The organism is Bacteroides timonensis, assembly GCF_000513195.1.
GTDB classification, from domain to species: Bacteria; Bacteroidota; Bacteroidia; order Bacteroidales; family Bacteroidaceae; genus Bacteroides; species Bacteroides timonensis.
On the sequence record NZ_CBVI010000073.1, the window covers coordinates 1 to 24,021 of the forward strand.

Sequence of the window (24,021 nt, forward strand, 5' to 3'; positions counted from 1 at the left end):
CTCATGGAGTAGCTGATGCCCAGCTTCAGCTTGTCGCGGTTGGGGGCGGAGACGAGTTCCTGCTCCAGCAGCACGCCCTGCACGGTGGGGCGGAAGTAGCCCAGCGCGGTGCTCAGGCTGCAGCCCGAGGAGAGGAACCACACGGCGCGGCGCATCAGCAGGTTTCCTATTCTGGTTATCTCGTCCACGTCTTCCTGGCGGGTGCTCATGGCGGCCACTTCGCGCGCCAGATCCTCCATTTTGAGGCATTTCTGCAGTTTGGGCGTCAGGTAGTAATCATTCTTCACGTCTGTTGTCATCGTCAGCTCCAGCGCTTTCAGGGCGAGCTTCGCTTTTTGGGTTGGTTCTTTAGCCATTGTTCTGTTTTTTCGTTAAACAATTAATATTTTTATTTTTGGAGAATAAACACTTATCCCTCTTATAGGGAACTTGCCGTTACCAATAGCAAGATGATGCCGCCAATGGCTATCGTTAAAAATACCACGGCATAGAGGATCCCACGAGTTCTATCATCAATTATCATATTCTTTCTTTTTTTAGATTGTTAACTAGGTAATGATATCGGTTGCTTGGGGTGGGCTAGAAGGCGAGCATGAAGACTGTCATGGTCGCGCTATCATCCATTATGCCGACTGTAAGATATTGATCACCATATATCGGATCGGATATATCTCTTCTATAATACATATAACCAATATCGTCGATTCTATCGCATGTTCGATAATCGTTTCCATCAAATGGTATTGCGGACATTTCTATTACTCCGGGAATAAACCACTTAGTGGCACCAGCTATCCTAGGCATCTTTGATAAAGAATTTGTCCATATGGGGGAAGGATTGTCTGGTTTACTGTAATATCCCGCCTGCATGTAATCATATCCATGTAACTCTTTAACTGGGTCTTCTGTTATAGGAACACCATAATTTGGATAATTATCAAACAAAGCACCCTTTACTTTTGTGTCTGAAACTACATATCCTGTTACCGTATAGCTTACACCGTATTCGTAATACTTTTCTGGGCCTTTTATATTACATTGCTTTTGCTTTATTTGATTATTCTCATCCCTATACTTAAAAGTAAAATCAAAATCTGTGCCTATTTTCACCACTGTCCCCACTCTTGTAGAGCTTTTCGGCTTACAGGTCCACTCCTTGGGATAAGGAAATCCCCGCTTATTATTAGAATCAAGGCTATAAAAGATGTCTCCTACCTTAAAAAGATTCGAATTTTTATGAATAATAGTAAAATAAACTCGATTAATTTTATAGCGTTTGTTCGCCGTAAAACTACTACTTCCTTTATATCTGCATTTTAAAGAACCTCGGTCTCCGTTTGGCTCAGTTTCGGCACTCAGAGATACTGTTCCATTACTGGGCTTTACCAATAGATATTTGCTATCATAGCTAATGAGATATTCTATGTCGCCATAGGTAATGGTATTCTTTGCAATATCGGCCTCCCTCATGTCTATTTGAGCGATAACAAAGACACCATCGTATTGGTATTGATAAGTAGGCGTTGGCAAATCCAGCAGGCACAGCAGGTGTTTCATGGTAAAAGTAAGCGTTGCGGGCTCACCTGTGGCTATTATAGTGGCTGCCATCAAATCATTTTCATCCTTTTGAGTCTTTTGGTCTGTCGGCACAGTGAAGTTGTTCAGAATTTCGCTTTCGCTTTTCTTCCCATTCATGCTTGCACTGTAAGGATAGTAGGCGATATAGGTCATGTTGGGCTGTACATAGCATGCTTTAGCGGCATCAACAGGTTTCCAGTTTGTACCGTCAAATTCATACCCGTAATTATCGAACACAACTTGGCCGCTGTTGTTTTTTCCAATAATGCCTATTCGGTCTCCTGTTTTAAAGGTGGCGCTAAAGTCGGTGTCGTGGGCTGTGCGTGTGTCTTTGTCTTTGCTGTCCGATGCAAAAGGCGTCCGGCTGACAGAGATACGCAGGCCTTTGGTATCCGGCTTAGTAGTGGGAGTGTCTATATAAGCGTCGTCGGTACTGCAGGAGGTGGCTGCAATAGCGAGTGAAAGCAAAGAAAATAAATAGCATACATATCGTTTCATAATTCAATGTTTTTTTATGGAAAAGGAGTGATGTATCATTGTTCATCATTAACTCAAGGTGATATCACCGCCGCTCTCCCAGCCAATAGAGCCGGATGCTGTTTTTATTGTCAGCGTGGCGAATTCGGCGGTTACTTCTATCGTATAGCTATCTCCGGCTGCGGTGGTGAAGGAGGTTGCGGTTCCGCTTGCATCAGTCAAGTTCACCGTTCCCTTTGAAGTGCTTCCTGCAACTACGCTGGTGAGTTGCGAAATGCTGGTTCCGGGGATGAGGTAATACACCTTTTCCCCATCGTTGGTGCTATAGTTGATAGTATACGTACCGCTTTTGCCGCTGATGCCGGATGACAATACATTGTAGCTTGCTCCGGTGCTTCCTCCGGCAATGTTGCATGTCACCACCTGCTTGTTTGCCGATCCCGGTTTCACGATGAGCCTCGCCATCAGCCGGTTGAAGGGCATGCTTACGGAAGATGCGCTCTTATTCCCTGTGGCATTGTTGCTTAGCAGGATGTCTTTGCCATTCCCCTCTCCGGCAGCAAGGGCAACCGTGCCATTGCTTAGGGCGATGTTTGTTCCATCTGCCTTCATCACTCCTATAAAACGGAGCGTCCGGTTGCCTACCGGCCAGTAATAGGTGCTGGTGGTGGAGATGCTTCGTGAATTACCGGAGCCGCTTGCCAGGTTGGCTGCTCCTGCATTGATGTAGGGAGTGGCAGGCCAGGTAGCGCTTCCATCGGGCACGGCATAAAGTTTGAATGGGAGTTGGCTGTTATCTGTCCGGGTCACAGCTGCATTGGCAGTTGTTTCTATAGGCGCATTTCCACTCAACTCTATTGGTGCGTTAGGATCCGGCACAAGGGACCCGTCTTGCTCTGGCGGTAAGTCTGCCTGGCAGGCAGCCGTCAGAGCGAGGACGGCTGCTGCTTGCAGTAAGTGAGTGATGGTTCGTTTCATAACTGGTTAGGGGTATTAGGGATGTGTGTAGAGAGGGTTACTGGATTGTGGCGTTGTAAGTGCCTTTATCGGTCCAGGCAGTCACTGATCCGGTTAAACCGGCAATGCTTACCCCTTCTACGGTAATAACGAGCGTAGTCTTCTGTCCGGTTTCCAGACTGGCACTATTTACATCGCTTAATGTTACTGCTGGCAATTTGGTTTCTTGCCCGGCGGCACCATCTTTTACGTACACGGTGGCCACTGTACTGGCCTGTGTGCCGGGGAATAGCAGGATAGGAGTTTCGCCATTTACTGTAGTGGCAGCAGTGGTGCTTAGTTGCCATCCGTTGCCACCGTTATTGTAAGTGTAGGTGATGCCTGATTCATCGGCATTGCCGCTCCATCCGCTTGTGGTCAGGTCGTAAGTCTTAGCTATATGCGTAGCTTTTACTTCTACTTTGGTAATATAGGCATCGGCATTGCTGTGCAGCCCTTTTACTTGTACTGCCAACTGGCTAAGTATATGGGTGAAGTGGAAATTGATGCTTGTAGGCGTTTGCGCGCTTTCTTCCTTGTGCCCCTTGATATCCTTACCGGAGTCTGCTGCATCTTTGGTGGACACAATCACGTCGGCCATTGCCGTGTGTCCGGCTGCGGCGTCGGATAAGGAAATATCCAATTGCTTTTTATCAGTAGCATTCTTCTTTACGGTAACAGTGTTGGCCACCGGGCTGTATGCCATGAATTGCAGCTCTTCGCCGCCTACAGGCCAGTATTGCGCAGTAGTCCATGTAAAGGCGTAACTGTCCTTACCGCCGCCGGCACGTGGTCGATATACAAAGTCTGCCAGTCTTCAGCCAAATCTGTTTCTGTGTACTTTGCCAGTACGGCAATCTGCGCGCTTCCGCCTGCACCATTTGGAAAGGTAGTTACCGCTGCGCGTGTAGTCGTAGCTACTGCATTAACTCCTGCTGTCATGTAAATCACGTTTGGGTCGCGGGTGTCAATCATCATTTTTTCATCGTTGGTGCAGGATGCCAGTGTGGCGGCAATAGCTGCAAGAATCATAATCTTCTTCATTTTTTTCTTCATTTTTTAATATTAATACTTTATTGTCTTGACGTTATTGTATTGTAAAGTCTCCATTGTTTCCTTCTTCCCACTCGGACACGCTGCCGCTGATGCTGACTCCTGTTTTGTTCAGCGTTAGTTTTAGCGCATGGTGCTTGCCTGTGGCAAAGGTGAAACCGCCTGTCATTGCCCGGCAGGGGTATGTTCCTCCGTCAAGGCTGACGGTGGCAATGAGTGCGCCTTCTTCTTTCGTTGTGGGGATGAGTACGGCGCGGAAAACATGGTCTTCTTTCATGGGGCTGATGTCTTCAGGTGTTTTTGCGTCAGTCAGTTCGGAGGTGGCGATGCTGGCGGATATTTGTGTGGGGAAACTGTTCAGCAAGAGCGTGGCGCGCTTCATGTCATCGGCAGTGAAACCTTCGCCGGGCAGCAGGGTTAATGTAACCGCACTCAAAACGTGTTGGAAATTGAGCGCGGCAGGCTGTCCGGCATCAAGCGCCTGTATGTTGTGGCTCAGCAGGAGGTCGCTGGCTGTGCGTCCTTTGCTCTGGTTGGTGTCGATGCTCCATGAGAGGACGTTTTCGTCATCGGGCAGATTATCGGCAGAGGCGGGCATCCAAGCGTAAAGGCTGGTGCTGTTACCCAGTGTGTCCCACCAGAGGGGGACATCTCCGGCACTCCAGCTATTGTCGTTATAGGTATAGCACGTGGTGGCTGTGCCGCGTTCCCCTTTTCCGCGAATCCCCATGAGGGTGCCTTCGGCAATGTTTGTGGAAGCATCGGGCGAGGTAGTCACCACTACTACGGATGAGGTGAGAGAGGTGTTTTCTCCATCATTCCACGGTTCTACGCTTGCCGACACAGTGACTGGTACGGGGCGGAGAGTCAGCCGGAAGGTATTTTTTGTTCCGGCTTTCAGCTGTTGCGAAGCGCTCATATAGGCGGTATAGATGTTGCCATTGGCAAGTGTCACCACATAACTAACTCCTTCGGCTGCTTCACGTGGCAAGACTATTGCTTCGGCTGCCGTGCCTGTGGCGTTCAGAGGCACGTTGATGTCTTGTGTGGCAGATGTATTTGTAATGCTACCGTCAATCAATAGGCACTCTGCTTTCGTATTCATTCCCTTGATTGTGAGCGTGGCGCCTGCCAGTTGGTCGTTTGTGACAATGCCACTACCTGTGAGGGTGAACAGCAGCTTCACTAATCTGTGTTTGAAGCTCAGGGCGACGTTGGGTTGGCTGCGGTCGTGCCCGTTAGTGCGGGTAGTCAGCAAGTCGGTGGCAGGCTGTGCACTGACATCAACGGGCAAGGTGAACGTTTCCGACAGGCTACCTGCCCGGTAGGGGTGGTAGGCCAGAAAGTCAACTTTGCTGCCATCGGCGGGGAAGTAGGCGGTGCCGGTATCTTCGGCAGGCTTTAGTTGCCCGTTGGCGCTTGCTGCGACCACCTTGTAGCAATAGTTGAAGACCTCGTTTGCCGTTTGGGTGCTGTTGGCAAAGTTCATACAAAGGCCTATAGCATCACCTGCCTCCCATTTTCCGTTTACGATACGGGTAGCGGCCAGGTCACTTATGTCTGCCGTCAGCGTAACGGGAGTCTGTCCGTCCTGCGCTTGTTCGGGTATCTGCTCTCCACTGCATGCTGCAAACAATGCGAAATACAGTAGAAAGGCCACCATGTGTAGATAGTACTTTTTCATATCCTTGAGTTTACTTGGTATTAATCACTAATTGTTTGCATCTAGATCTGTGTCTGCTCCCAGTTCCCAGTCCTCAATGGTAGCGGACATATTGCTTTGACCCGCAAAGTTTATAGTGGCGGAAAGAATCCGGTCTTTTTCTTCGTTTCCGTTAGCATTGAAATCAAACAGGGCAGAGGTGAGGTCTTCTTCTATTACCTCTTGTTCACCATTGGTGTAGTGTAGGGTTATGACAAATAGCTGTCGTTCTTCGGGATGAATGCCCAACAGACGTTTCCGGCAAGAGTATTTAACGGTTCCTTCAGTGCGGGTTTCGGGTGTTTCCTCTCGCTCCAGTGCTAATGCAATGCTTCCACCGGATGTTCCGTAGAGAGTGCGTTCGCCCAGTTTCCGTGCCGATGCAATGCCGCTGAGGGTGGCTGTGATGGCTTCTATTCGCCCTTTGGCCTGTGCATCCAGTTGGAAACTGAAAGCTAAGTTGCGTGTGTAAGGATGCATTTTAAGGGCAAACGCCTTTTCTTCTTGTGCTGTGGCCTGAATTGTTTCGTAGCCGGCACAGAAGGCTTCAGGTTCGGGCAGGAAACCTTTTTCATCTGCTTTTAGGTGGAAATAGGTGCCATCGAAACTGACGTTTCTGGCATCATGCCATGCAACTATGGTGTATTTGGCTTCAAGTAGAGAGAGTTGGGCGGTGGAGTGTGCATCCAGCATGAATAGAGTGTCTGTACTTATAATTCCTTGAGTAGCGGAAGTGTGTGCCCCCCATATGTGCACCTTCACTGTAGAAGTGGTGGGAGATTCTACCTGCCAGTCCAGAGTTAATGGAATGGAGCTTGTATACAGTTCCTCGTGAGTGCTTAGTTCTTTATGTTCGCAACCGCATAGAATGAAGGTTACGAGTAGGAAATGCAAATAGATGTTATGTGTATTCTGTGTTTTCATACTCTATCTCTTTTTAGTGGGAAAACGATAAATGAGGCTGGCTTGGAGATTAGTCAGTCCGAAGACATTCCGGGTGTGCTCTCTGTTGAATTCGTATTTTCTGAAACGTTTGTTCCAGAAATACTTGTCGTAGCGGGTGTGGATGTATCCCAATCCCAATCCGGCATCGAAGAACCAGTTGCCGCGCAGAATGAAGCGGTAGCCTACGGTGAAGCCTGCCAGCAGGGCTTCGCCCCAGCGTCCGTCTTTTGAGTTATAGAGGTCGTATTCTCCGCTCCGCACAGATAAACCGATGTAGGTGCGACGAAAACCATATTGTCGGGATTGCAGCCAGTAGCGTGCTTCTCCACCTATGCTCCATGTGCGTATACTATTACTGCTATGGGAGTGGTTCCACATTCCGTAACTGCCATCGGCGGCTATAGAGAACTTCTTTCCTATATATACTTCTATACCTAAATCGGGGGCAAGCGTTGCCCATGAAAGCAGGTTGCTGCTGAGGGCAATGTGGGAAGCGTCTTCCTGTGCCTGTGCGTTTCTGTTATTGAGCAACAGAAATGTGAGGAAAATGAATGTGAAGTATCGCAATGTTTTCATACTGCTTCGTAATGTTGTTTATAGATGCTGCAAAGTTGAAGATAATACTTAAAAAACAGGTTGTTTCTTTGGATATAGCCATCCTGTTTTGTCACGAAGGCAGTCCTGTTTTGTCATAAATCGTATCGAGATGGTGTTGTGAGTGGGGTGAAAAGTAAAAGCCGCCTCTTCCTCATTTTGAGGAGAGACGGCTTTTGCCTACTGATAAGTTATTATTTTACTTCTTCACCCACTTATCCAGCCATTCAAAGAATGTACGCTGCCAGAGAACACCATTCTGTGGTTTCAGTACCCAATGGTTTTCATCCGGATAAATCAGCAGTTCGGCAGGAACACCGCGCATTGCTGCGGCATCAAAAGCAGCCATGGCCTGGTTGGCAAGGATGCGGTAATCCTTTTCACCGTGGATGCAGAGAATAGGTGTGTCCCACTTATCTACAAACAGGTGCGGAGAGTTGGCAAATGTGCGTTGAGCCACCGGATTCTGTTTTTCCCAGTAGGCGCCGCCCATATCCCAATTGGCAAACCATTTCTCTTCCGTCTCCAGATATTGCATTTCCATATTGAAGATGCCGTCGTGAGCAATGAATGCTTTGAAGCGCTTGTCATGATGTCCGGCAAGCCAGTAAACGGAGAAGCCGCCGAAGCTGGCACCTACGCAACCGAGGCGGTCATTGTCTACAAACGGTTCTTTAGCCATTTCGTCGATAGCCGTGAAGTAATCCTTCATGCACTGGCCACCGTAATCACCGCTGATTGCCTCGTTCCATTCCACACCAAAGCCCGGAAGGCCACGACGATTGGGAGCTACAATGATGTAATCGTTGGCAGCCATAATCTGGAAATTCCAACGGTAACTCCAGAACTGGCTGACGGGACTTTGCGGGCCACCTTCGCAGAACAACAACGTGGGGTATTTCTTATTCGGATCGAATTGCGGAGGATAGATTACCCACGTCAACATCTGTTTGCCGTCCGTGGTCTTCATCCAGCGGGCTTCGACCTTACCCATTTCCAGTTGGTCGTAAATCTGCTTGTTTTCGAAAGTCAACTGCTTTACTTCGGCAAATGCGTCACCGTTACGGGTAGTAGATACAGCATAAATCTCATCTCCCATACTCATGGAGTGACGTTTGGCAATCACCTTATCACCTGCAAAGGCGAGGGAGGCATAGTCGTATACACCGTCCGTCAGTTGCGTAACCTTATCGTTTGCAGCGAGGTCGATGTTATAAATCTGTGTTTCACCATGCCATACTCCGATGAAATAGATGCTCTTGGAATCCTTGTTCCATAAGAAACCGTCTACATTTGACTCGAATGCTTTGCTGACGAAACGTTTCTCACCAGTTTCCAGATTCATAATAAAGAGGCGGTTCAGGTCCGCTTCATATCCGTCACGCTCCATGCTCTGCCAGGCAATGTATTTGCCGTCGGGAGAATATTGCGGGTTGGTGTCGTAACCTTTGTTCTCTTCAGTGATGTTATCTGTTTTCCCGGTAGCAAGGTCGTAGATGTAGATATCCGAGTTGGTAGAGATGGCATAAGCCAGGCCGGTCTTCTTGCGGCAGGTATAAGCTACTTTGTCTCCGGCGGGGCTCCATGCCAGTTGTTCGATGCCGCCCCAAGGTCTCATCGGGCTTTCATAGGGTTCCCCCTCCAGTATATCCTTTATATTACTGATGCCGTTTCCATCAAAGTCAGCTACGAAAGGATGCGGAGCGCCGGTTACCCATTCATCCCAATGCTTGTACATCAGGTCGGTGACGATGATGCCTGTGGCTTTGGGTAAGTCGGGGTGTTTATCCGCAGTGCTTTGTCTGGTCTTCACCTGAGCGATGAAGAGCAGCTTCTTGCCATCGGGAGAGAACGAATAGCCTTCAAGGTCGCCGTCATATTGCGTCAACTGTTTGCGTCCGCTGCCGTCCGGGTTCATTTCCCATAACTGGCTGCTGCCACCTTCATTGGAGAGAAAAGCCAGCTTTGTGCCGTCCTTTATCCAGGTCACTTCGTTCTCCTGCCACGGGGTACGGGTAATTTGCTTGTTGTCTGTTCCGTCTGCGTTCATCACGAAGACTTCGCGGTTACTCTTGTTCTCCGGTATACTGTAATAAGCTACCGTGTAAACAATTTGTTTTTCATCGGGCGATACGGCAACACCTCCGATGCGCCCCATAGCCCAAAGTGCTTCGGGAGTCATCCGCTTGCCTTCAATTTGGATGTCCGACCGCTCGATGAGCGGTGTTCCGGCTTGTCCTGCGTCTTTCGTCCCGCCGCAGGCAGCCAATGTCATAGCTGCTGACATAAGCAATAAATTTACTTGTTTCATACGTAGATTGTTCGTTACGGTTATTTTGCAGCAAATATACAAATTATATGCGTTTTTCTTGCCATCGTCCCTTTTTAATATACCACCAGCAGAGTATCAGAATACAGATGGAATATACCATTTCTGATGTCCAACACAGAGCTACATCAAGTTTCAAGTAAAGAATGATGTATGTGATGTAGGCAACATAGAAGACGAGCGTTATCAGTTCCATGACCAGAGCCGTGCGCGTGTTTCCCGTTCCTGATACTGCCTGGAAATATACATTGGCAGGTACGAGAAGCAGATATGCCGAGCACATTACCCAAAGTGAATGTACGGCTGCATCCTGTAAATCGGGTATATCCGTATAGATTCCCAGTATAAGTTTTGGGAACAGTGCAAAAAACAGTGCTAGCGGCAATGTGAACAGGTATGCAATGCGTATATGCTGCCGGATAGTGCCTGCCACGCAGTCTTTGTCTCCTGCACCGATGAGATTGCTGACCAATGAACCACAGGTTGAGGCAAATGCCATCATTACCATGAACAGAATGCCGGATATGCTCCGGACAATGTTCGTGATGGCGAGCGACCGTTCTCCCAAATGCTCCACATAGAGGAAGAACAAGAACCAGGTGGACAAGGAAAAGACATTCTGTATCATGGTCCAGAAGGAAATGTTCAGCATTCGTTTCAGTATCTTCGGGCGGAACTTCGGAATACGGTCCAGTCCAAACTTACGGCAGTCAATGCGGTAACGGGTGTAGAGGATAAAGAATATCAGTGAAACCAGCTCTGCAAGTGATGAACCGATGGCCGCACCTGCAATGCCGAGCGCGGGAAAGCCGAATTTACCGAAAATCAGTATATAGTTGAAAACTACGTTACTCAATACCATGACTATGGAATTGAGTGTCAGTGTCTTGGTTTGCGTAGTTCCCAGGAAGAAAGCACGGAAAATGACTGCACTGAATGAGAAGAAGGCTCCGAAAACCCGCCAGTTCAGATAACTGATGGCAGCCTCATAGATGTGTTCGGAAGAAACGATTCGCTTCAGTATCATTGGTGAAAGGAAGTAGGAGAGCAGGAACATTACTGCCGCCAGTCCTATCTGAAAGTAAATTCCTTGATAGAAAAGGTCGCCTATTTCCCGGTATTGCTTTTCACCGTTGCGCCGGGCAATGAGTATCTGCGCTCCGATACTGAAACCGAAAGCTGCCATGAATATTACCATATAGAAGACACCTGCAATGGCCGATGCTCCCAGTTCTACTTCGCCTACCCGTCCCAGGAAGGCGGTGTCCGTCATACCTATCATTTGTTCCATCAGCAGACTGATGAGGATGGGATAGGAGATTAACCAGATTTGTTTGTTCGTGTATTTAGTTTTCATTTTTATTTTAATTATTAAGAGATGAACACAGAGGCAGGGAGTCCCCTTATATCTTTGTGTTTCAAACGTTATTAGAGAAAGAAAGCCGGACAATCATATTAATTGCCCGGCTTTTATTATCAAGTGATGAAAAGCGGAGACTTACTTTTTATTCTGTCTCTCTTTCAACAACTGTTCCTGTTGTTTCTGCATTGCCTCCAGGCGGGCGGCAAAGCCGGTTTTCTTAGCTTTCTTCGGATCTTTCTTTCGGGCTTCCAATTGGGCAAGAAGTTTCTCTTCATTCGTAGTCTTACGCAGAATGAGAGTAGTCACCACACTAATCAATGTCGATATGAAGTAGTAATAGTTCAGACCTGAAGGATAACTGTTCAAAATGAACAACATCATAATCGGCATGAGATACGTCATCCACTTCATTGCCGCCATTTGCGGGTTAGCACCGGTATCTTGCTGCTGCATCATGAACTTGGAATTTAAAACGTTCACAATTGTCATCAACAGACAGAACAAGCTGAGGTGGCTGCCCAGGAACGGGATATTGAACGGGAAGTTGATGAAAGCATCGTACGTTGAAAGGTCATCAGCCCACAAGAAGCTCTGCTGACGCAATTCGATAGCACTTGGCACGAACATGAACAATGCAATCAGAACCGGGAACTGTACCAGCATCGGCAAACAGCCACCCATCGGACTGACACCATATTGGCTGTACATTCCCATGACTTCCTGCTGTTTCTTCATCGCATCCTCCTGTTTGGGATACTTCTTGTTGATCTCGTCTATTTTCGGTTTCAATACACGCATCTTGGCAGATGAAATATACGTTTTCCAGGTAGCGGGGAATACGACTGCTTTTACAATCAACGTCATCAGTAACAATACGATACCCATGCTCAGACCCCAACCGGACAACCAATCGAAGATGTTGATGGTAAACCATTTGTTGACCCAGCGAATCAACGGCCAACCCAGATAAACCAAACGGTTCAGTTCCCATTTCTCTTCACGTCCCTTATCCAGCGCAGTCAGCGTCTTGTAATGGTTCGGACCGAAGTAGAAGAACATTTGTGTAGGCTGTTTGCCTGTCGGGTCAAAGCTTGTACTCATCTCGGCGGAGTAGTCTTTGATATATCCGCTGCCTTCTCTTTCCATTTTGGAGACTAACTTCGTTTTCTCAAAGTCAGCGTCTGCAATGAATACCGAGGAGAAGAATTGATTTTTGAAAGCAATCCAGTCCAGACGTTCGGGCACTTCTTTTTCATCATCCTTATTAGCTGACAAGTAGTCTGTGCCATTTCCCAGCATTTTATAAGTCAGTTCAGACAAACGGTTCTCATATACATAACCTTTTTCGATCTGGCGGGCGCGTTGTGCCCATTCGATGTCTACATAGTTATTGCTTGCTGCCAATTTATCTGCCATACCTTTAGCATCGATGCTGAAGTCTACCAGGTAGGTATTGGGATGCAATGCATACTTGAAGTCTATATAACTTGCACTGTCAGCTGATAAACGCATTGTTACGGTGCTGTCCGTACGGTTCACAGTGGTGAAGTAATAGTCCTTGGTCTGTATTGTTTCCTTTTTATTATAGAAAAGGAAATTCATGGAAACATCGTTTCCGGTGAATAGGGTTACAGGAGTTTTCTTGTCCTGTTCCATATACTCTTTCAATACAGCGGAGAATATGGAACCGCCTTTGGTGCTGAGGGTCAACTCAGCCACGTCGTTCTGAATCGTAATAAGCGAATCTGTTCCTTGGAGAGCATTGAAGAAGAGGGAAGTAGAATCTATTGTTTCCACATCTTTTTCATTGGCCAATGCTGCATCCGCTTTGGCTTTCAGTGCTTCTTCACGTTGCTGTACCAGCGCAATGGAATCATAATAACGCTGCTGTGCTTCCAATTGCTCTTTACTGGGGCGACTCAGAAAACTGAAGCCGACTAACAAAATTGCTATTAAAACAAGACCTGTAATGGTGTTTTTATCCATGAATTTATTTACAATTTATCTATTTACAATTTACTATCTGAAGATTGAAATAATCTTATTTCTTTGCTTTCTCCTTCTCCTCGAAACTTTCGACAGATGCTTTGATGAAAGCCACGAACAACGGATGGGGATTCAGTACCGTACTGCTGTACTCCGGATGGAACTGAGTTCCGACAAACCACTTCAACTTCGGTATTTCTACGATTTCCACCAAATCAGATTCCGGATTGATGCCTACGCATTTCATGCCGGCAGCTTCGTACTCTGCTTTATACTGGTTGTTGAATTCATAGCGATGGCGGTGGCGCTCCTGGATGTGCTCTGTTCCATAAGCCTCATATGCCTTGCTACCTTTCTGCAAGATACATTCGTAGGCTCCCAGACGCATTGTTCCACCCATGTTTGTGATGGATTTCTGCTCTTCCATAATGTCGATGACATTATGCGGAGTCTTTTCGTTCATTTCGCGTGAATCTGCATCGGTATATCCCAGTACGTTGCGTGCGAATTCAATGGCGATACACTGCATTCCCAAGCAAATACCGAAAGTCGGAATATCATGTGTGCGTGCGTATTTGATAGCCACGAACTTACCGGAAATACCACGTTCACCGAATCCCGGACCTATCAATACACCTGCCATGCCTTTCAGTGCTTCCGCTACATTTTCTTCTGTCAGCTTTTCACTGTTCACAAAGTCTACAGATACCTTGCGGTCATTGTATGTACCAGCTTGTGACAAGGCTTCGCGAATGGATTTGTAAGCATCCTGCAAATCATATTTGCCGACTAATGCAATGTGCAGCGGTTCTGTATTTTCCGCTTTATGGCGACGTTCGAGGAAAGCACGCCACGGACCTAGTCCCGGTGTGTCTCCTACGGGCAGTCCCATTTTCTTCAATATCGTTTCATCCAGTTTCTGAGCCTGCATCAGAATAGGCACTTCGTAGATGGTAGGAGCATCGATGCTCTGTACTACTGCGTTTTCATCCACATTACAGAATAATGCTACTTTTTTACGCAGGTTGGTGCCTAATTCGTGTTCTGTACGCAATACCAATATATCCGGCTGTATACCTGCACTCTGCAATTCTTTTACGGAGTGTTGTGTCGGCTTGGTTTTCAATTCACCGGCTGCCGTGAGGTAAGGTACATAAGTAAGGTGCACGCACAAAGCGTCACGTCCCAATTCCCACTTCAACTGACGGATACTTTCCAGATACGGCAATGATTCGATATCACCCACTGTACCACCGATTTCTGTAATTACAAAATCGAATTTATATTTGTTACCCAGTAACTTCACGTTTCGTTTAATTTCGTCCGTGATGTGAGGGATAACTTGGATGGTCTTGCCTAAATAATCACCACGGCGCTCTTTGTCAATAACGCTTTTATAGATACGTCCGGTTGTGATGTTATTGGCTTTAGTAGTCTGGATCCCAAGAAAACGTTCGTAATGACCTAAGTCGAGGTCAGCTTCATGTCCGTCTACAGTCACATAACATTCTCCGTGTTCGTAGGGGTTTAAAGTGCCCGGGTCAATATTGATATACGGGTCAAACTTCTGAATGGTTACTTTGTAACCTCTTGCTTGTAGCAATTTACCAATGGATGAGGCGATGATACCTTTACCTAATGATGAGGCAACGCCACCGGTGACGAAAATATACTTTGTTTCTCCCACAGCTATACTGTTTTAATATTATTGTTTTTGTTTGGTCGATGTACACATTTGTATACCTACCTGTCTACAGGTGAGACTTAAAAAGCGCAAAATTACAAAAAAAAGAGGAAGTACATAAAGTTTCGGCGAAACAATTCTAAAAAAAGTGATGCTGCAATGTTATTAAGTCCTTATCATCTCCGTACTATCTCCGTGTTATCTCCGTATCACCTCCGTGTTATCTCCGTGTCATCTCCGTATATATATGTTTGGACTTGATACGGACTTGGTACGGGGCTGATACGGAGCTGATATGAACTTGCCATCCTAAGTACCGGCTATTGCTAATCTTTTCTTTACTCTTTTCTATGTTTTCTAAACATTTTAAATTACTTTTGCAGTCAAAACATAGATTTTAGGGCGTTATGAAGAATAGATACTTATCTTTATGGGCAGTTGCTGCGCTTTTTTCTTCGTCGATAGCGGCGCAGAATTCAGTAAAGACTGTCTTAAAGGCCGGAGAGGAACCGGCTGCCGCACAAGTGGATACCTTGTCGGATGTGATGAAGCAATATTTTGTCTTAAAGTTGAAACCGGCGAATGATACTCTCAAGCTGGATACAGTATCTATACTGCATGAGAAGTATTTTGGAGTATTAAACTATCTGAATGATCCGTCTACTCCTGAGCGTTACATTCCTGATAATCCCGATTACTACCGTCTGTTTCTTAAGCCATTTACATATTATAATTCTCCTATAAAGCGTGTTTCTACATTGAATTGGAAATTTGAACCTTTTGATACGGTTGAATTGCCAGTGAAAGAACTTTTACCATTTGATGAAGCCCGCTTTACCTCAAAGGAACGCGCGAATGAAACAGTGGATCGTGCTTTGCTCTATCTTTATGTTAATGATGATCTACATAAGATCGTGGCATGGGAAGATAATATCATGCAGGTAAAGGTATTCAAGGATAATATTGAAAAAGAAGCATCTTCAAAACCTTCTGTGATGAAATTATTCACTCAGGAAAGCATGGCGGAAGTGAAAGAAGATGCGGAAGTGGTTATCCGTAAACCTAACTGGTGGGTAACAGGCGGGAATGGTTCTTTGCAGATTACTCAGAATTATATTTCGGATAACTGGTATAAAGGGGGTGAGAGTACGAATTCTGTACTAGCCAACTTACAACTGTTTGCTAATTACAATGACCGTGAAAAGATTCAATGGGAAAGTTTGTTGGATGCCAAATTAGGATTCTCTTCAGCACCCTCTGATGAATTTCATGATTATTTGGTCAATACAGACCAACTCCGTATATACAGTAAGTTAGGTGTTCAGGCAGCGTCTAATTGGTACTATACGATTTCTACGGAATTCAAGACACAGTTCTGTCATGGATATAAAGCCAATAAAGAGCCTTTGGTATCGGCATTCCTGGCTCCGGCAGACTGGTCTGCCAGTGTCGGTATGGACTATAAGTTGAAGAAGAAAAAGTTTAATTTGTCTGTTTTTATAGCTCCGTTGACGTGGACTATGCGTTATGTGGGTAATAAGGAAGTGAATGAAGTGGATTTTGGTTTGGAGAAGGGTAAGACGGTGCGTCATAATTTTGGTTCGCAGGTACAACCCACTTTGTTCTGGCAAATCATTCCATCCATTACGTTAGATTCTCGTTTGGACTATCTGACAAGTTATGAATGGGTGCGTATTGAATGGGAAAATACATTCAACTTTGTGTTGAACCGTTATTTGTCGACCAAACTTTATATACATGCCCGTTTTGACGATAGTAGCAAGCCTACTTCAGGTGATAGCTATTTTCAGGTAAAAGAATTATTGAGCTTCGGTATTAATTATAAATGGTAATCACATAAAGCTGATATGTAATACAAGTAAGGATCTTTCGGCTATGCTATAATATCGGATTCACATAAAAATGAAAAGATGCAGGAAAGCGTGAAGTGGAATTATTCATAGTATCATTTTGTTATCTTATACTTATCAATGGTGCAAAGTGATACCTTAGTCTGTGTTATAAAACAGGTTTTCTTGCTTGTTCTGTGGAAAAAGTGAAGAAAAATAGTTAAAACGGGGAAAAGTACGTTGGCGTACACATAAAAAAAGCGGGTGAAAGCCTTGCAGTTCACAAATAATGCGTAAATTTGCCGCAATTTGTAATGCACAGTTTGCAAAATGGCAGATATTATAAAACATCAAGGTATTGTGGAAAACATAAACAGTTCTCATATAAAGGTGAGAATTGTCCAAACGTCAGCTTGTGCGGCATGTAGTGCGAAGGGACATTGTGCCTCGGCTGATACCAAAGAAAAAATAATCGATGTAACTACCAGCGATGCGTCTTCCTATCAGGTGGGTGACCGGGTAATCGTTTTTGGCGAACTCTCTATGGGAATGATGGCGGTGCTGTGGGCCTTTATAGTACCTTTCTGTATTCTGGTGATTTCTCTCTTTGTATTTATGGCTATCTGGAGTGACGAACTTCTCTCTGCACTTTGTTCGTTAGCTCTTCTTATTCCTTATTATTATATATTGTGGCTAAATAAAACACGTATGGGAAAGAAATTTTCTTTTTCAATAAGGCCAATTGACTAACTCTTGGAACATTAAAACAAATAATTAAATAAATAACTAATTTATGAATGTAATTCTGATTGCAGTGATTTCATTGGGAGCTATAGCGCTGGTTTCGGCCGCTATATTATACATCGCTTCCAAGAAATTCGCCGTGTATGAAGATCCGCGAATTGCACAGGTAGGAGAGGTGTTGCCTCAAGCAAATTGCGGTGGATGTGGTTATCCGGGTTGTAGCGGTTTTGCCGATGCCTGTGTAAAGGCAGGTTCGCTGGAGGGCAAGTTTTGTCCGGTAGGCGGACAACCTGTTATGACGCAAATTGCGGAAATCCTAGGTTTGGATGCCGTTGCTGCCGAACCGATGGTGGCAGTTGTGAGATGTAATGGAACCTGTGCCAACCGTCCCCGTACGAATATGTACGACGGTGCGAAGAGTTGTGTTATTGCAGCCTCTCTTTATGGTGGCGAAACCGGTTGTAGTTTCGGATGTCTGGGGTGTGGTGACTGTGTGGAAGCTTGTCAGTTTGATGCTATCCACATGAACCCTGAAACGGGACTTCCGGAAGTGGATGAAGCAAAATGTACGGCTTGTGGAGCTTGTGTCAAGGCTTGTCCGAAGAACATTATCGAGATTCGTCCGCAAGGCAAGAAATCACGCCGTATCTATGTGCAGTGTGTGAACAAAGACAAAGGCGGCATAGCGCGTAAAGCTTGTACAGTTGCTTGTATTGGTTGTGGCAAGTGTGTGAAGGTTTGTCCGTTCGAAGCGATTACACTTGAAAATAATCTGGCCTACATCGACCCGAACAAATGTAAATCATGTCGTAAGTGCGAAGAGGCTTGTCCGCAGAACACGATTATCGCACTCAATTTCCCGCCGCGTAAGCCGAAGGCGGAAGGTGCTGTTTCGGTTGCTGCTCCTAAGGTAGCCGTTGCACCGAAAGCTACAGAAACGCCTAAGGTTGCAGAGGCTCCTAAAACTGTAGAGACCCCTAAAGCTGTTGAGACTCCTCAGGTTGAAACTCCAAAGGCAGAGGCTTAATAATAAAGAAGTAATAAACGACTAAAATACAGAATTGTATGTTGAAGACATTTTCAATCGGTGGTGTTCATCCACACGAAAATAAACTTTCAGCACATCAGCCCATTATAAAGGCGGAAGTTCCTGCCAAAGCTGTGATTTTGCTGGGTCAGCACATTGGCGCGCCTGCAAAGCCGATTGTAGCTAAAGGGGATGTGGTGAAAGTCGGCACAAAGATTGCCGAACCCGGTGGTTTTGTATCCGCGGCCATCCACTCGTCTGTCAGCGGCAAGGTTGCTAAAATCGATACGGTTATCGATGCCAGTGGTTATCCGAAACCTGCCATCTTTATTGATGTGGACGGTGATGAATGGGAAGAAAGTATTGACCGCACCGAAACGTTGGTGAGGGAATGTAACCTTACATCCGAGGAAATAGTAAAAAAGATAGCCAATGCCGGTATTGTAGGTTTGGGTGGTGCATGTTTCCCTACTCAGGTGAAACTCTGTCCGCCGCCTGCATTCAAAGCAGAGTGTGTGATAATCAACGCTGTGGAGTGTGAACCCTATCTGACAGCTGACCACCAGTTGATGCTGGAACATGCCGAGGAAATTATGGTAGGTGTATCTATTCTGATGAAAGCTGTGAAGGTGAACAAGGCATTTATCGGTATTGAGAACAATAAGCCCGATGCTATTCAGTTGATGGCGAAGGTGGCATCCAGCTATGCAGGTATCGAGGTAGTAGCCTTGAAGGTGCAATATCCACAAGGAGGTGAAAAGCAGTTGATAGATGCTATTACCAGTCGTCAGGTAGCGAGTGGTGCTTTACCAATTTCTACAGGGGCCGTGGTACAGAATGTAGGTACTGCATTTGCGGTGTATCAGGCCGTACAGAAAAATAAGCCGTTGTTTGAGCGCGTGATTACCGTTACTGGTAAGTCAGTAGCAAAACCGTCTAACTTTCTGGCACGTATTGGCACGCCGATGAAGCAATTGATTGATGCTTGCGGTGGTCTGCCCGAAGATACAGGTAAGATTATCGGTGGTGGCCCAATGATGGGTAAGGCATTGATCAACACGGAGGTTCCTACCGCTAAAGGCAGTTCCGGCATTCTGATAATGAACCAAAAGGAAGCCAAACGTGGGGAGATTCAGCCTTGCATCCGTTGTGCAAAGTGTGTGGGTGCCTGTCCGATGGGATTGGAACCTTATTTGCTGTCGGCACTTGCCGAACATGCAGAATTCGAGAGAATGGAAAAAGAAAGAATTATGGATTGTATCGAGTGCGGTTCTTGTCAGTTTACCTGTCCTGCCAACCGTCCGTTGCTGGACTACTGCCGCTTGGGTAAAGGCAAGGTAGGAGCGATCATCCGTGCACGTCAAGCTAAATAATAACGAAGTATGGAAAATAAATTAGTAATATCACTTTCACCCCACGTCCATGGTGGTGACAGCGTGAAAAAGAACATGTATGGTGTGCTTATTGCATTGATTCCTGCATTTCTTGTATCGCTTTATTTCTTCGGACTGGGTGCACTGATTGTCACGGCTACATCGGTAGCTGCCTGTTTGTTCTTCGAATGGGCTATTGGTAAATTCCTGATGAAGAAAGAAACCACAACAATCTGTGACGGTTCTGCTGTAATCACAGGTGTGTTGCTGGCATTCAATTTACCTTCCAATCTGCCTATCTGGATTATTATTCTGGGTGCATTGTTCGCCATAGGCGTAGGTAAGATGTCTTTTGGAGGATTGGGTAACAATCCGTTCAACCCTGCATTGGCAGGACGTGTGTTCCTGTTGCTCTCTTTCCCTGTGCAAATGACGAGTTGGCCGGTAGTGGGACAGTTGACTTCTTACACCGATGCTACGACGGCTGCTACTCCGCTTAATCTGATGAAGCAGATTGCCGGTGGAAATATAGAGGCTCTGAAAGATCTGCCTTCCTCTTTCGATTTGCTGATTGGTAATAATGGCGGTTGTCTGGGTGAAGTCAGTGCGTTGGCGTTACTGTTGGGATTAGCTTATATGCTTTGGAAGAAAATTATTACCTGGCATATTCCTATTTCTATATTGGCTACAGTATTTGTGTTCTCGGGTATTATGCATCTGGTAGATCCGGAACTGTATGTATCTCCCGTGCTTCAGCTGCTTACAGGTGGTTTGATGCTGGGTGCTATTTTTATGGCTACTGACTACGTCACTTCTCCGATGAGCAAGAAGGGGATGCTGATTTATGGTGTATGTATCGGGTTACTGACAGTGATTATCCGTCTGTTCGGTGCTTATCCCGAAGGTATGTCATTCGCTATTTTGATTATGAATGCCTTTACTCCGCTGATTAATACATATTGTAAACCTAAACGCTTTGGGGAGGTAGCGAAGAAGAAATGAAAAAGTTAGAATCATCCTTGAAGAATATGTTGCTGGTACTCACGGGCGTTACTGCCATCTCTGTGGCTTTGCTGGCATATGTGAATGAATTGACGAAAGAACCTATAGCACAAGCCAATGCAAAGACATTGAGCGATGCTGTCAGTGCAGTGGTTCCCGGTTTCGATAATGATCCGATTGCAGAAAAGAAGATGCAGGCTGTGAATGGCGTAGATTATGCTGTGTATCCTGCTACGAAAGGTGGAGAGTTTATTGGTGCTGCCGTAGAAGCAAGTTCAATGGCATTCGGCGGTGAGCTGAAAGTCTTGGTCGGCTTTGATGCGGAAGGAAACATTATAGATTATTCCCTATTGTCGCATGTGGAAACTCCGGGATTGGGTTCCAAAGCTGCCGATTGGTTTAAAGAAGGAAATAAAGGAAGTATCAAAGGTATGAACCCGGGTAAGACTCCGTTGTCTGTAAGCAAAGATGGAGGCCAGGTAGATGCCATTACAGCTTCTACCATTACTTCACGAGCTTTCCTGAATGCTGTGAATGCTGCTTATGCAGCTTATGCCGGTCAGAGTGAATCGGATGCCGCTACGGGCGCTACGCAAAAAGTTGTTGAACCTGCTGAAAATGCCGCCACTGAAGTTGCGGACTCTATCAGCGCTAAATAAAGAAAGGAGTAGAAGATATGAATAATTTTAAAGTTATGATGAACGGGATTATTAAAGAGAATCCTACGTTTGTACTCCTGCTTGGTATGTGTCCTACGCTGGGTACCACCTCTTCCGCTATCAATGGTATGGGTATGGGACTGGCAACGATGTTTGTGCTGATTTGTTCTAATGTTGTAATCTCGGCGATCAAGAATGTAATTCCTGATATGGTACGTATTCCGTCGTTCATTGTGGTTATTGCTTCTTTTGTGACTTTACTGCAAATGGTCATGCAAGCTTATGTTCCTGCTCTATATGCTACGCTGGGCTTGTTTATTCCGTTGATTGTGGTAAACTGTATTGTGTTGGGACGCGCAGAAGCTTTTGCTGCCAAAAACACTCCGGTAGCTTCTTTCTTTGATGGTTTAGGAATGGGCCTTGGCTTTACTTTGGCCCTTACTTTGCTGGGTGCCGTACGTGAATTTCTGGGAACCGGTAAGATATTCGATTTGACTATCCTTCCTGAAGAATACGGTATGTTGATATTTGTACTTGCACCGGGAGCTTTCATCGCACTGGGGTATCTGATTGCATTGATAAACGGCTTGAAAAAGAATTAATAATGGAAAATTAGAAATTAAGGATGAGAGTAGTAACTGCTTTTAGTTTTTAATTTTTAATTCTTAATTTTGGAAAGTATGGAATATATATTGATATTTATTTCGGCAATCTTTGTCAATAACATCGTATTGTCGCAGTTTTTGGGTATCTGTCCGTTTTTAGGTGTATCCAAGAAGGTGGAAACTGCATTGGGTATGTCGGCTGCCGTGGCATTTGTGCTTACGATTGCAACTATAGTGACATTTCTTATTCAGAAATTTGTGCTTGATGCTTTTGACCTGGGGTATTTACAGACTATTACTTTTATTTTGGTGATTGCTGCACTGGTTCAGATGGTAGAGATTATTTTGAAAAAAGTATCGCCTTCTTTGTATCAGGCACTGGGTGTGTTTTTGCCTCTGATCACAACTAACTGTTGTATTCTTGGTGTTGCCATCCTTGTAATTCAGAAAGATTATGATCTGTTGACCGGTGTGGTTTATGCATTTTCTACAGCTATCGGTTTTGGCCTGGCGCTGACTCTTTTTGCGGGTTTGCGCGAACAGATGAGTTTGGTAAATATCCCGAAAGGAATGAAGGGGACTCCGATCGCTCTGATTACTGCCGGTCTTTTGGCTATGGCATTTATGGGTTTCTCCGGTGTTGTGAAAATCTGAAAAATAGAACATTAACTAATAGGTTAGGGGTAGAAGAAATTCTACCCCTTTCTTTTTTATACAAAAAAAATCTCTTTTTTTATTTTATATAAAAAAAAATCCGTAAATTTGCCGCCACAACGATGATAACCTAATAGAATAAATCACTGATGAAAGAAAGAATTTTGGTTACAGGTGGAACAGGATACATTGGTTCACACACTGTAGTAGAACTTCAGAACGCAGGTTTCGAAGTCGTGATAATAGATAATTTGTCAAACTCTAGCGCCGATGTAGTTGATAACATCGAAAAAGTATCGGGTATTCGTCCGGCATTCGAGAAGTTGGATTGTTTGGATTTCGCCGGTCTTGACGCTGTGTTTACTAAATATAAAGGCATTAAAGCCATCATCCACTTTGCAGCTAGTAAGGCTGTAGGCGAATCGGTTCAGAAGCCGTTGCTTTATTACCGCAACAATCTGGTTTCATTGATAAACCTACTTGAACTGATGCCGAAGCATGGAGTGGAAGGTATCGTATTCTCGTCTTCTTGTACTGTATATGGTCAACCGGATGAATTACCGGTGACGGAGAAAGCGCCGATTAAGAAAGCTGAATCTCCTTATGGTAATACAAAGCAGATCAATGAAGAGATTGTTCGTGATACTGTGGCTTCAGGTGCTCCTATCAATGCAATATTGCTGCGCTATTTCAATCCGATTGGTGCGCATCCTACAGCATTGCTTGGTGAATTGCCTAATGGTGTGCCTCAAAACTTGATACCTTATCTGACCCAGACCGCTATCGGTATCCGTGAGAAACTGAGTGTGTTCGGTGATGATTATGATACGCCCGACGGCTCTTGCATACGCGACTTCATTAATGTAGTCGATTTAGCAAAAGCACATGTGATTGCTATCCGCCGCATCTTGGAAAATAAACAAAAAGAGAAAGTGGAAGTGTTCAACATTGGAACGGGCCGCGGTCTTTCAGTATTGGAATTAATTAATGCTTTCGAAAAGGCAACCGGCGTGAAACTGAATTATCAGATTGTTGGTCGTCGTGCGGGAGATATTGAAAAGGTATGGGCCGATCCTAAATTCGCAAATGAAGAGTTGGGTTGGACAGCTGTTGAAACCATCGAAGATACGTTGCTCTCTGCTTGGAACTGGCAGTTGAAGCTTCGCGAAAGAGGTATTCAATAAGCATTAAAGAGATTTTTGTTTTTATTAACAAATAGGGCATGAACAAATGCTTCCCCGCATTTGTTTATATGTTGCAAATCAGCCTGACGCTGTTTATGTATATGTGAATATCCGTAACTAGTACTTATGCCTCCCCGGCATAGACAGGTAAGATTGCATAGTAGTTTTGTCGTGTTTTATTTTGTGTTTGTGTTGTGAATAAGCCTTGTCGGGAGA

21 protein-coding genes are annotated in these 24,021 nt (G+C 45.3%); 9 read left to right on the forward strand and 12 right to left on the reverse strand.

Going from position 1 to position 24,021, the window contains the following annotated elements; all coding sequences use genetic code 11:
• From BN161_RS13575 to BN161_RS13630, 12 genes are all read right to left on the reverse strand, one after another.
• Positions 1-356: DNA-binding domain-containing protein (locus BN161_RS13575; protein ID WP_044267095.1), on the reverse strand; the 356-nt coding region annotated here is incomplete at its 3' end.
• A gap of 223 nt (positions 357-579) precedes the next feature.
• Positions 580-2,076, reverse strand: a complete 1,497-nt coding sequence (locus tag BN161_RS13580; RefSeq protein ID WP_044267097.1) for a fimbrillin family protein — start codon at positions 2,074-2,076, stop codon at positions 580-582.
• A 48-nt stretch (positions 2,077-2,124) separates the two neighbouring features.
• Positions 2,125-3,033: a fimbrillin family protein gene (locus BN161_RS13585; protein WP_044267099.1), complete on the reverse strand. Its 909-nt coding sequence runs from the start codon at positions 3,031-3,033 to the stop codon at positions 2,125-2,127.
• Between the two features lie 37 nt (positions 3,034-3,070).
• Positions 3,071-3,865, reverse strand: coding sequence for a fimbrillin family protein (locus BN161_RS13590; protein ID WP_081743711.1), 795 nt, complete (start codon positions 3,863-3,865; stop codon positions 3,071-3,073).
• On the reverse strand, positions 3,778-4,107 hold the full coding sequence (locus BN161_RS13595) for a hypothetical protein (RefSeq protein ID WP_044267103.1): 330 nt from the start codon (positions 4,105-4,107) through the stop codon (positions 3,778-3,780). The genes BN161_RS13590 and BN161_RS13595 overlap by 88 nt, the downstream gene beginning before the upstream one ends.
• Before the next feature lie 31 nt (positions 4,108-4,138).
• On the reverse strand, positions 4,139-5,788 hold the full coding sequence (locus BN161_RS13600; protein ID WP_081743712.1) for a fimbrillin family protein: 1,650 nt from the start codon (positions 5,786-5,788) through the stop codon (positions 4,139-4,141).
• A 27-nt stretch (positions 5,789-5,815) separates the two neighbouring features.
• Positions 5,816-6,730: a FimB/Mfa2 family fimbrial subunit gene (locus BN161_RS13605; RefSeq protein WP_044267106.1), complete on the reverse strand. Its 915-nt coding sequence runs from the start codon at positions 6,728-6,730 to the stop codon at positions 5,816-5,818.
• A 3-nt stretch (positions 6,731-6,733) separates the two neighbouring features.
• On the reverse strand, positions 6,734-7,327 hold the full coding sequence (locus BN161_RS13610) for a DUF3575 domain-containing protein (protein ID WP_044267108.1): 594 nt from the start codon (positions 7,325-7,327) through the stop codon (positions 6,734-6,736).
• Positions 7,328-7,544: 217 nt separating this feature from the next.
• Entirely contained in the window at positions 7,545-9,656 is a 2,112-nt protein-coding gene (locus tag BN161_RS13615; protein ID WP_044267110.1) for a S9 family peptidase, read from the reverse strand.
• 43 nt (positions 9,657-9,699) lie between these two features.
• On the reverse strand, positions 9,700-11,031 hold the full coding sequence (locus BN161_RS13620; protein WP_044267112.1) for an MATE family efflux transporter: 1,332 nt from the start codon (positions 11,029-11,031) through the stop codon (positions 9,700-9,702).
• Positions 11,032-11,172: 141 nt separating this feature from the next.
• Positions 11,173-13,023 carry a membrane protein insertase YidC gene (gene yidC / locus BN161_RS13625; RefSeq protein WP_044267114.1) on the reverse strand — a complete coding sequence of 617 codons (1,851 nt, stop codon included), beginning with the start codon at positions 13,021-13,023 and terminating at the stop codon, positions 11,173-11,175.
• A gap of 55 nt (positions 13,024-13,078) precedes the next feature.
• Entirely contained in the window at positions 13,079-14,710 is a 1,632-nt protein-coding gene (locus tag BN161_RS13630; protein WP_007213692.1) for a CTP synthase, read from the reverse strand.
• 404 nt (positions 14,711-15,114) lie between these two features.
• Here BN161_RS13630 and BN161_RS13635 point away from each other — a divergent pair, with 404 nt between their 5' ends.
• The 9 genes from BN161_RS13635 (at position 15,115) to galE (ending at position 23,805) form a co-directional block, all read left to right on the forward strand.
• Positions 15,115-16,560 carry a DUF3078 domain-containing protein gene (locus BN161_RS13635; RefSeq protein ID WP_044267116.1) on the forward strand — a complete coding sequence of 482 codons (1,446 nt, stop codon included), beginning with the start codon at positions 15,115-15,117 and terminating at the stop codon, positions 16,558-16,560.
• 327 nt (positions 16,561-16,887) lie between these two features.
• Entirely contained in the window at positions 16,888-17,307 is a 420-nt protein-coding gene (locus tag BN161_RS13640; RefSeq protein ID WP_007217948.1) for a SoxR reducing system RseC family protein, read from the forward strand.
• A gap of 43 nt (positions 17,308-17,350) precedes the next feature.
• The gene (locus BN161_RS13645; protein WP_044267119.1) at positions 17,351-18,328 is read left to right on the forward strand and encodes a Fe-S cluster domain-containing protein; all 978 of its coding nucleotides are present in this window, start codon (positions 17,351-17,353) and stop codon (positions 18,326-18,328) included.
• A 38-nt stretch (positions 18,329-18,366) separates the two neighbouring features.
• Entirely contained in the window at positions 18,367-19,701 is a 1,335-nt protein-coding gene (gene rsxC / locus BN161_RS13650; protein WP_007217950.1) for an electron transport complex subunit RsxC, read from the forward strand.
• Positions 19,702-19,710: 9 nt separating this feature from the next.
• The gene (locus tag BN161_RS13655) at positions 19,711-20,703 is read left to right on the forward strand and encodes an RnfABCDGE type electron transport complex subunit D (protein ID WP_007213699.1); all 993 of its coding nucleotides are present in this window, start codon (positions 19,711-19,713) and stop codon (positions 20,701-20,703) included.
• Complete coding sequence (locus BN161_RS13660) at positions 20,700-21,362, forward strand: RnfABCDGE type electron transport complex subunit G (RefSeq protein WP_044267121.1); 663 nt, start codon at positions 20,700-20,702, stop codon at positions 21,360-21,362. The genes BN161_RS13655 and BN161_RS13660 overlap by 4 nt, the downstream gene beginning before the upstream one ends.
• 17 nt (positions 21,363-21,379) lie before the next feature.
• Complete coding sequence (gene rsxE / locus BN161_RS13665; RefSeq protein WP_007213701.1) at positions 21,380-21,964, forward strand: electron transport complex subunit RsxE; 585 nt, start codon at positions 21,380-21,382, stop codon at positions 21,962-21,964.
• A 78-nt stretch (positions 21,965-22,042) separates the two neighbouring features.
• Complete coding sequence (gene rsxA / locus BN161_RS13670) at positions 22,043-22,621, forward strand: electron transport complex subunit RsxA (protein ID WP_007213702.1); 579 nt, start codon at positions 22,043-22,045, stop codon at positions 22,619-22,621.
• A 149-nt stretch (positions 22,622-22,770) separates the two neighbouring features.
• Complete coding sequence (gene galE / locus BN161_RS13675) at positions 22,771-23,805, forward strand: UDP-glucose 4-epimerase GalE (RefSeq protein WP_007213703.1); 1,035 nt, start codon at positions 22,771-22,773, stop codon at positions 23,803-23,805.
• Positions 23,806-24,021 lie beyond the last annotated feature (216 nt).

Excerpts from the sequence above, each read along its gene's own strand:
- BN161_RS13580 (WP_044267097.1), bottom strand. The coding sequence starts at position 2,076 with ATGAAACGATATGTATGCTATTTATTTTCTTTGCTTTCACTCGCTATT.
- BN161_RS13585 (WP_044267099.1), bottom strand. The coding sequence starts at position 3,033 with ATGAAACGAACCATCACTCACTTACTGCAAGCAGCAGCCGTCCTCGCT.
- BN161_RS13595 (WP_044267103.1), bottom strand. The coding sequence starts at position 4,107 with ATGAAGAAAAAAATGAAGAAGATTATGATTCTTGCAGCTATTGCCGCC.
- BN161_RS13600 (WP_081743712.1), bottom strand. The coding sequence starts at position 5,788 with ATGAAAAAGTACTATCTACACATGGTGGCCTTTCTACTGTATTTCGCA.
- BN161_RS13605 (WP_044267106.1), bottom strand. The coding sequence starts at position 6,730 with ATGAAAACACAGAATACACATAACATCTATTTGCATTTCCTACTCGTA.
- BN161_RS13610 (WP_044267108.1), bottom strand. The coding sequence starts at position 7,327 with ATGAAAACATTGCGATACTTCACATTCATTTTCCTCACATTTCTGTTG.
- BN161_RS13615 (WP_044267110.1), bottom strand. The coding sequence starts at position 9,656 with ATGAAACAAGTAAATTTATTGCTTATGTCAGCAGCTATGACATTGGCT.
- BN161_RS13620 (WP_044267112.1), bottom strand. The coding sequence starts at position 11,031 with ATGAAAACTAAATACACGAACAAACAAATCTGGTTAATCTCCTATCCC.
- yidC (WP_044267114.1), bottom strand. The coding sequence starts at position 13,023 with ATGGATAAAAACACCATTACAGGTCTTGTTTTAATAGCAATTTTGTTA.
- BN161_RS13635 (WP_044267116.1), top strand. The coding sequence starts at position 15,115 with ATGAAGAATAGATACTTATCTTTATGGGCAGTTGCTGCGCTTTTTTCT.
- BN161_RS13640 (WP_007217948.1), top strand. The coding sequence starts at position 16,888 with ATGGCAGATATTATAAAACATCAAGGTATTGTGGAAAACATAAACAGT.
- BN161_RS13645 (WP_044267119.1), top strand. The coding sequence starts at position 17,351 with ATGAATGTAATTCTGATTGCAGTGATTTCATTGGGAGCTATAGCGCTG.
- rsxC (WP_007217950.1), top strand. The coding sequence starts at position 18,367 with ATGTTGAAGACATTTTCAATCGGTGGTGTTCATCCACACGAAAATAAA.
- BN161_RS13655 (WP_007213699.1), top strand. The coding sequence starts at position 19,711 with ATGGAAAATAAATTAGTAATATCACTTTCACCCCACGTCCATGGTGGT.
- BN161_RS13660 (WP_044267121.1), top strand. The coding sequence starts at position 20,700 with ATGAAAAAGTTAGAATCATCCTTGAAGAATATGTTGCTGGTACTCACG.
- rsxE (WP_007213701.1), top strand. The coding sequence starts at position 21,380 with ATGAATAATTTTAAAGTTATGATGAACGGGATTATTAAAGAGAATCCT.
- rsxA (WP_007213702.1), top strand. The coding sequence starts at position 22,043 with ATGGAATATATATTGATATTTATTTCGGCAATCTTTGTCAATAACATC.
- galE (WP_007213703.1), top strand. The coding sequence starts at position 22,771 with ATGAAAGAAAGAATTTTGGTTACAGGTGGAACAGGATACATTGGTTCA.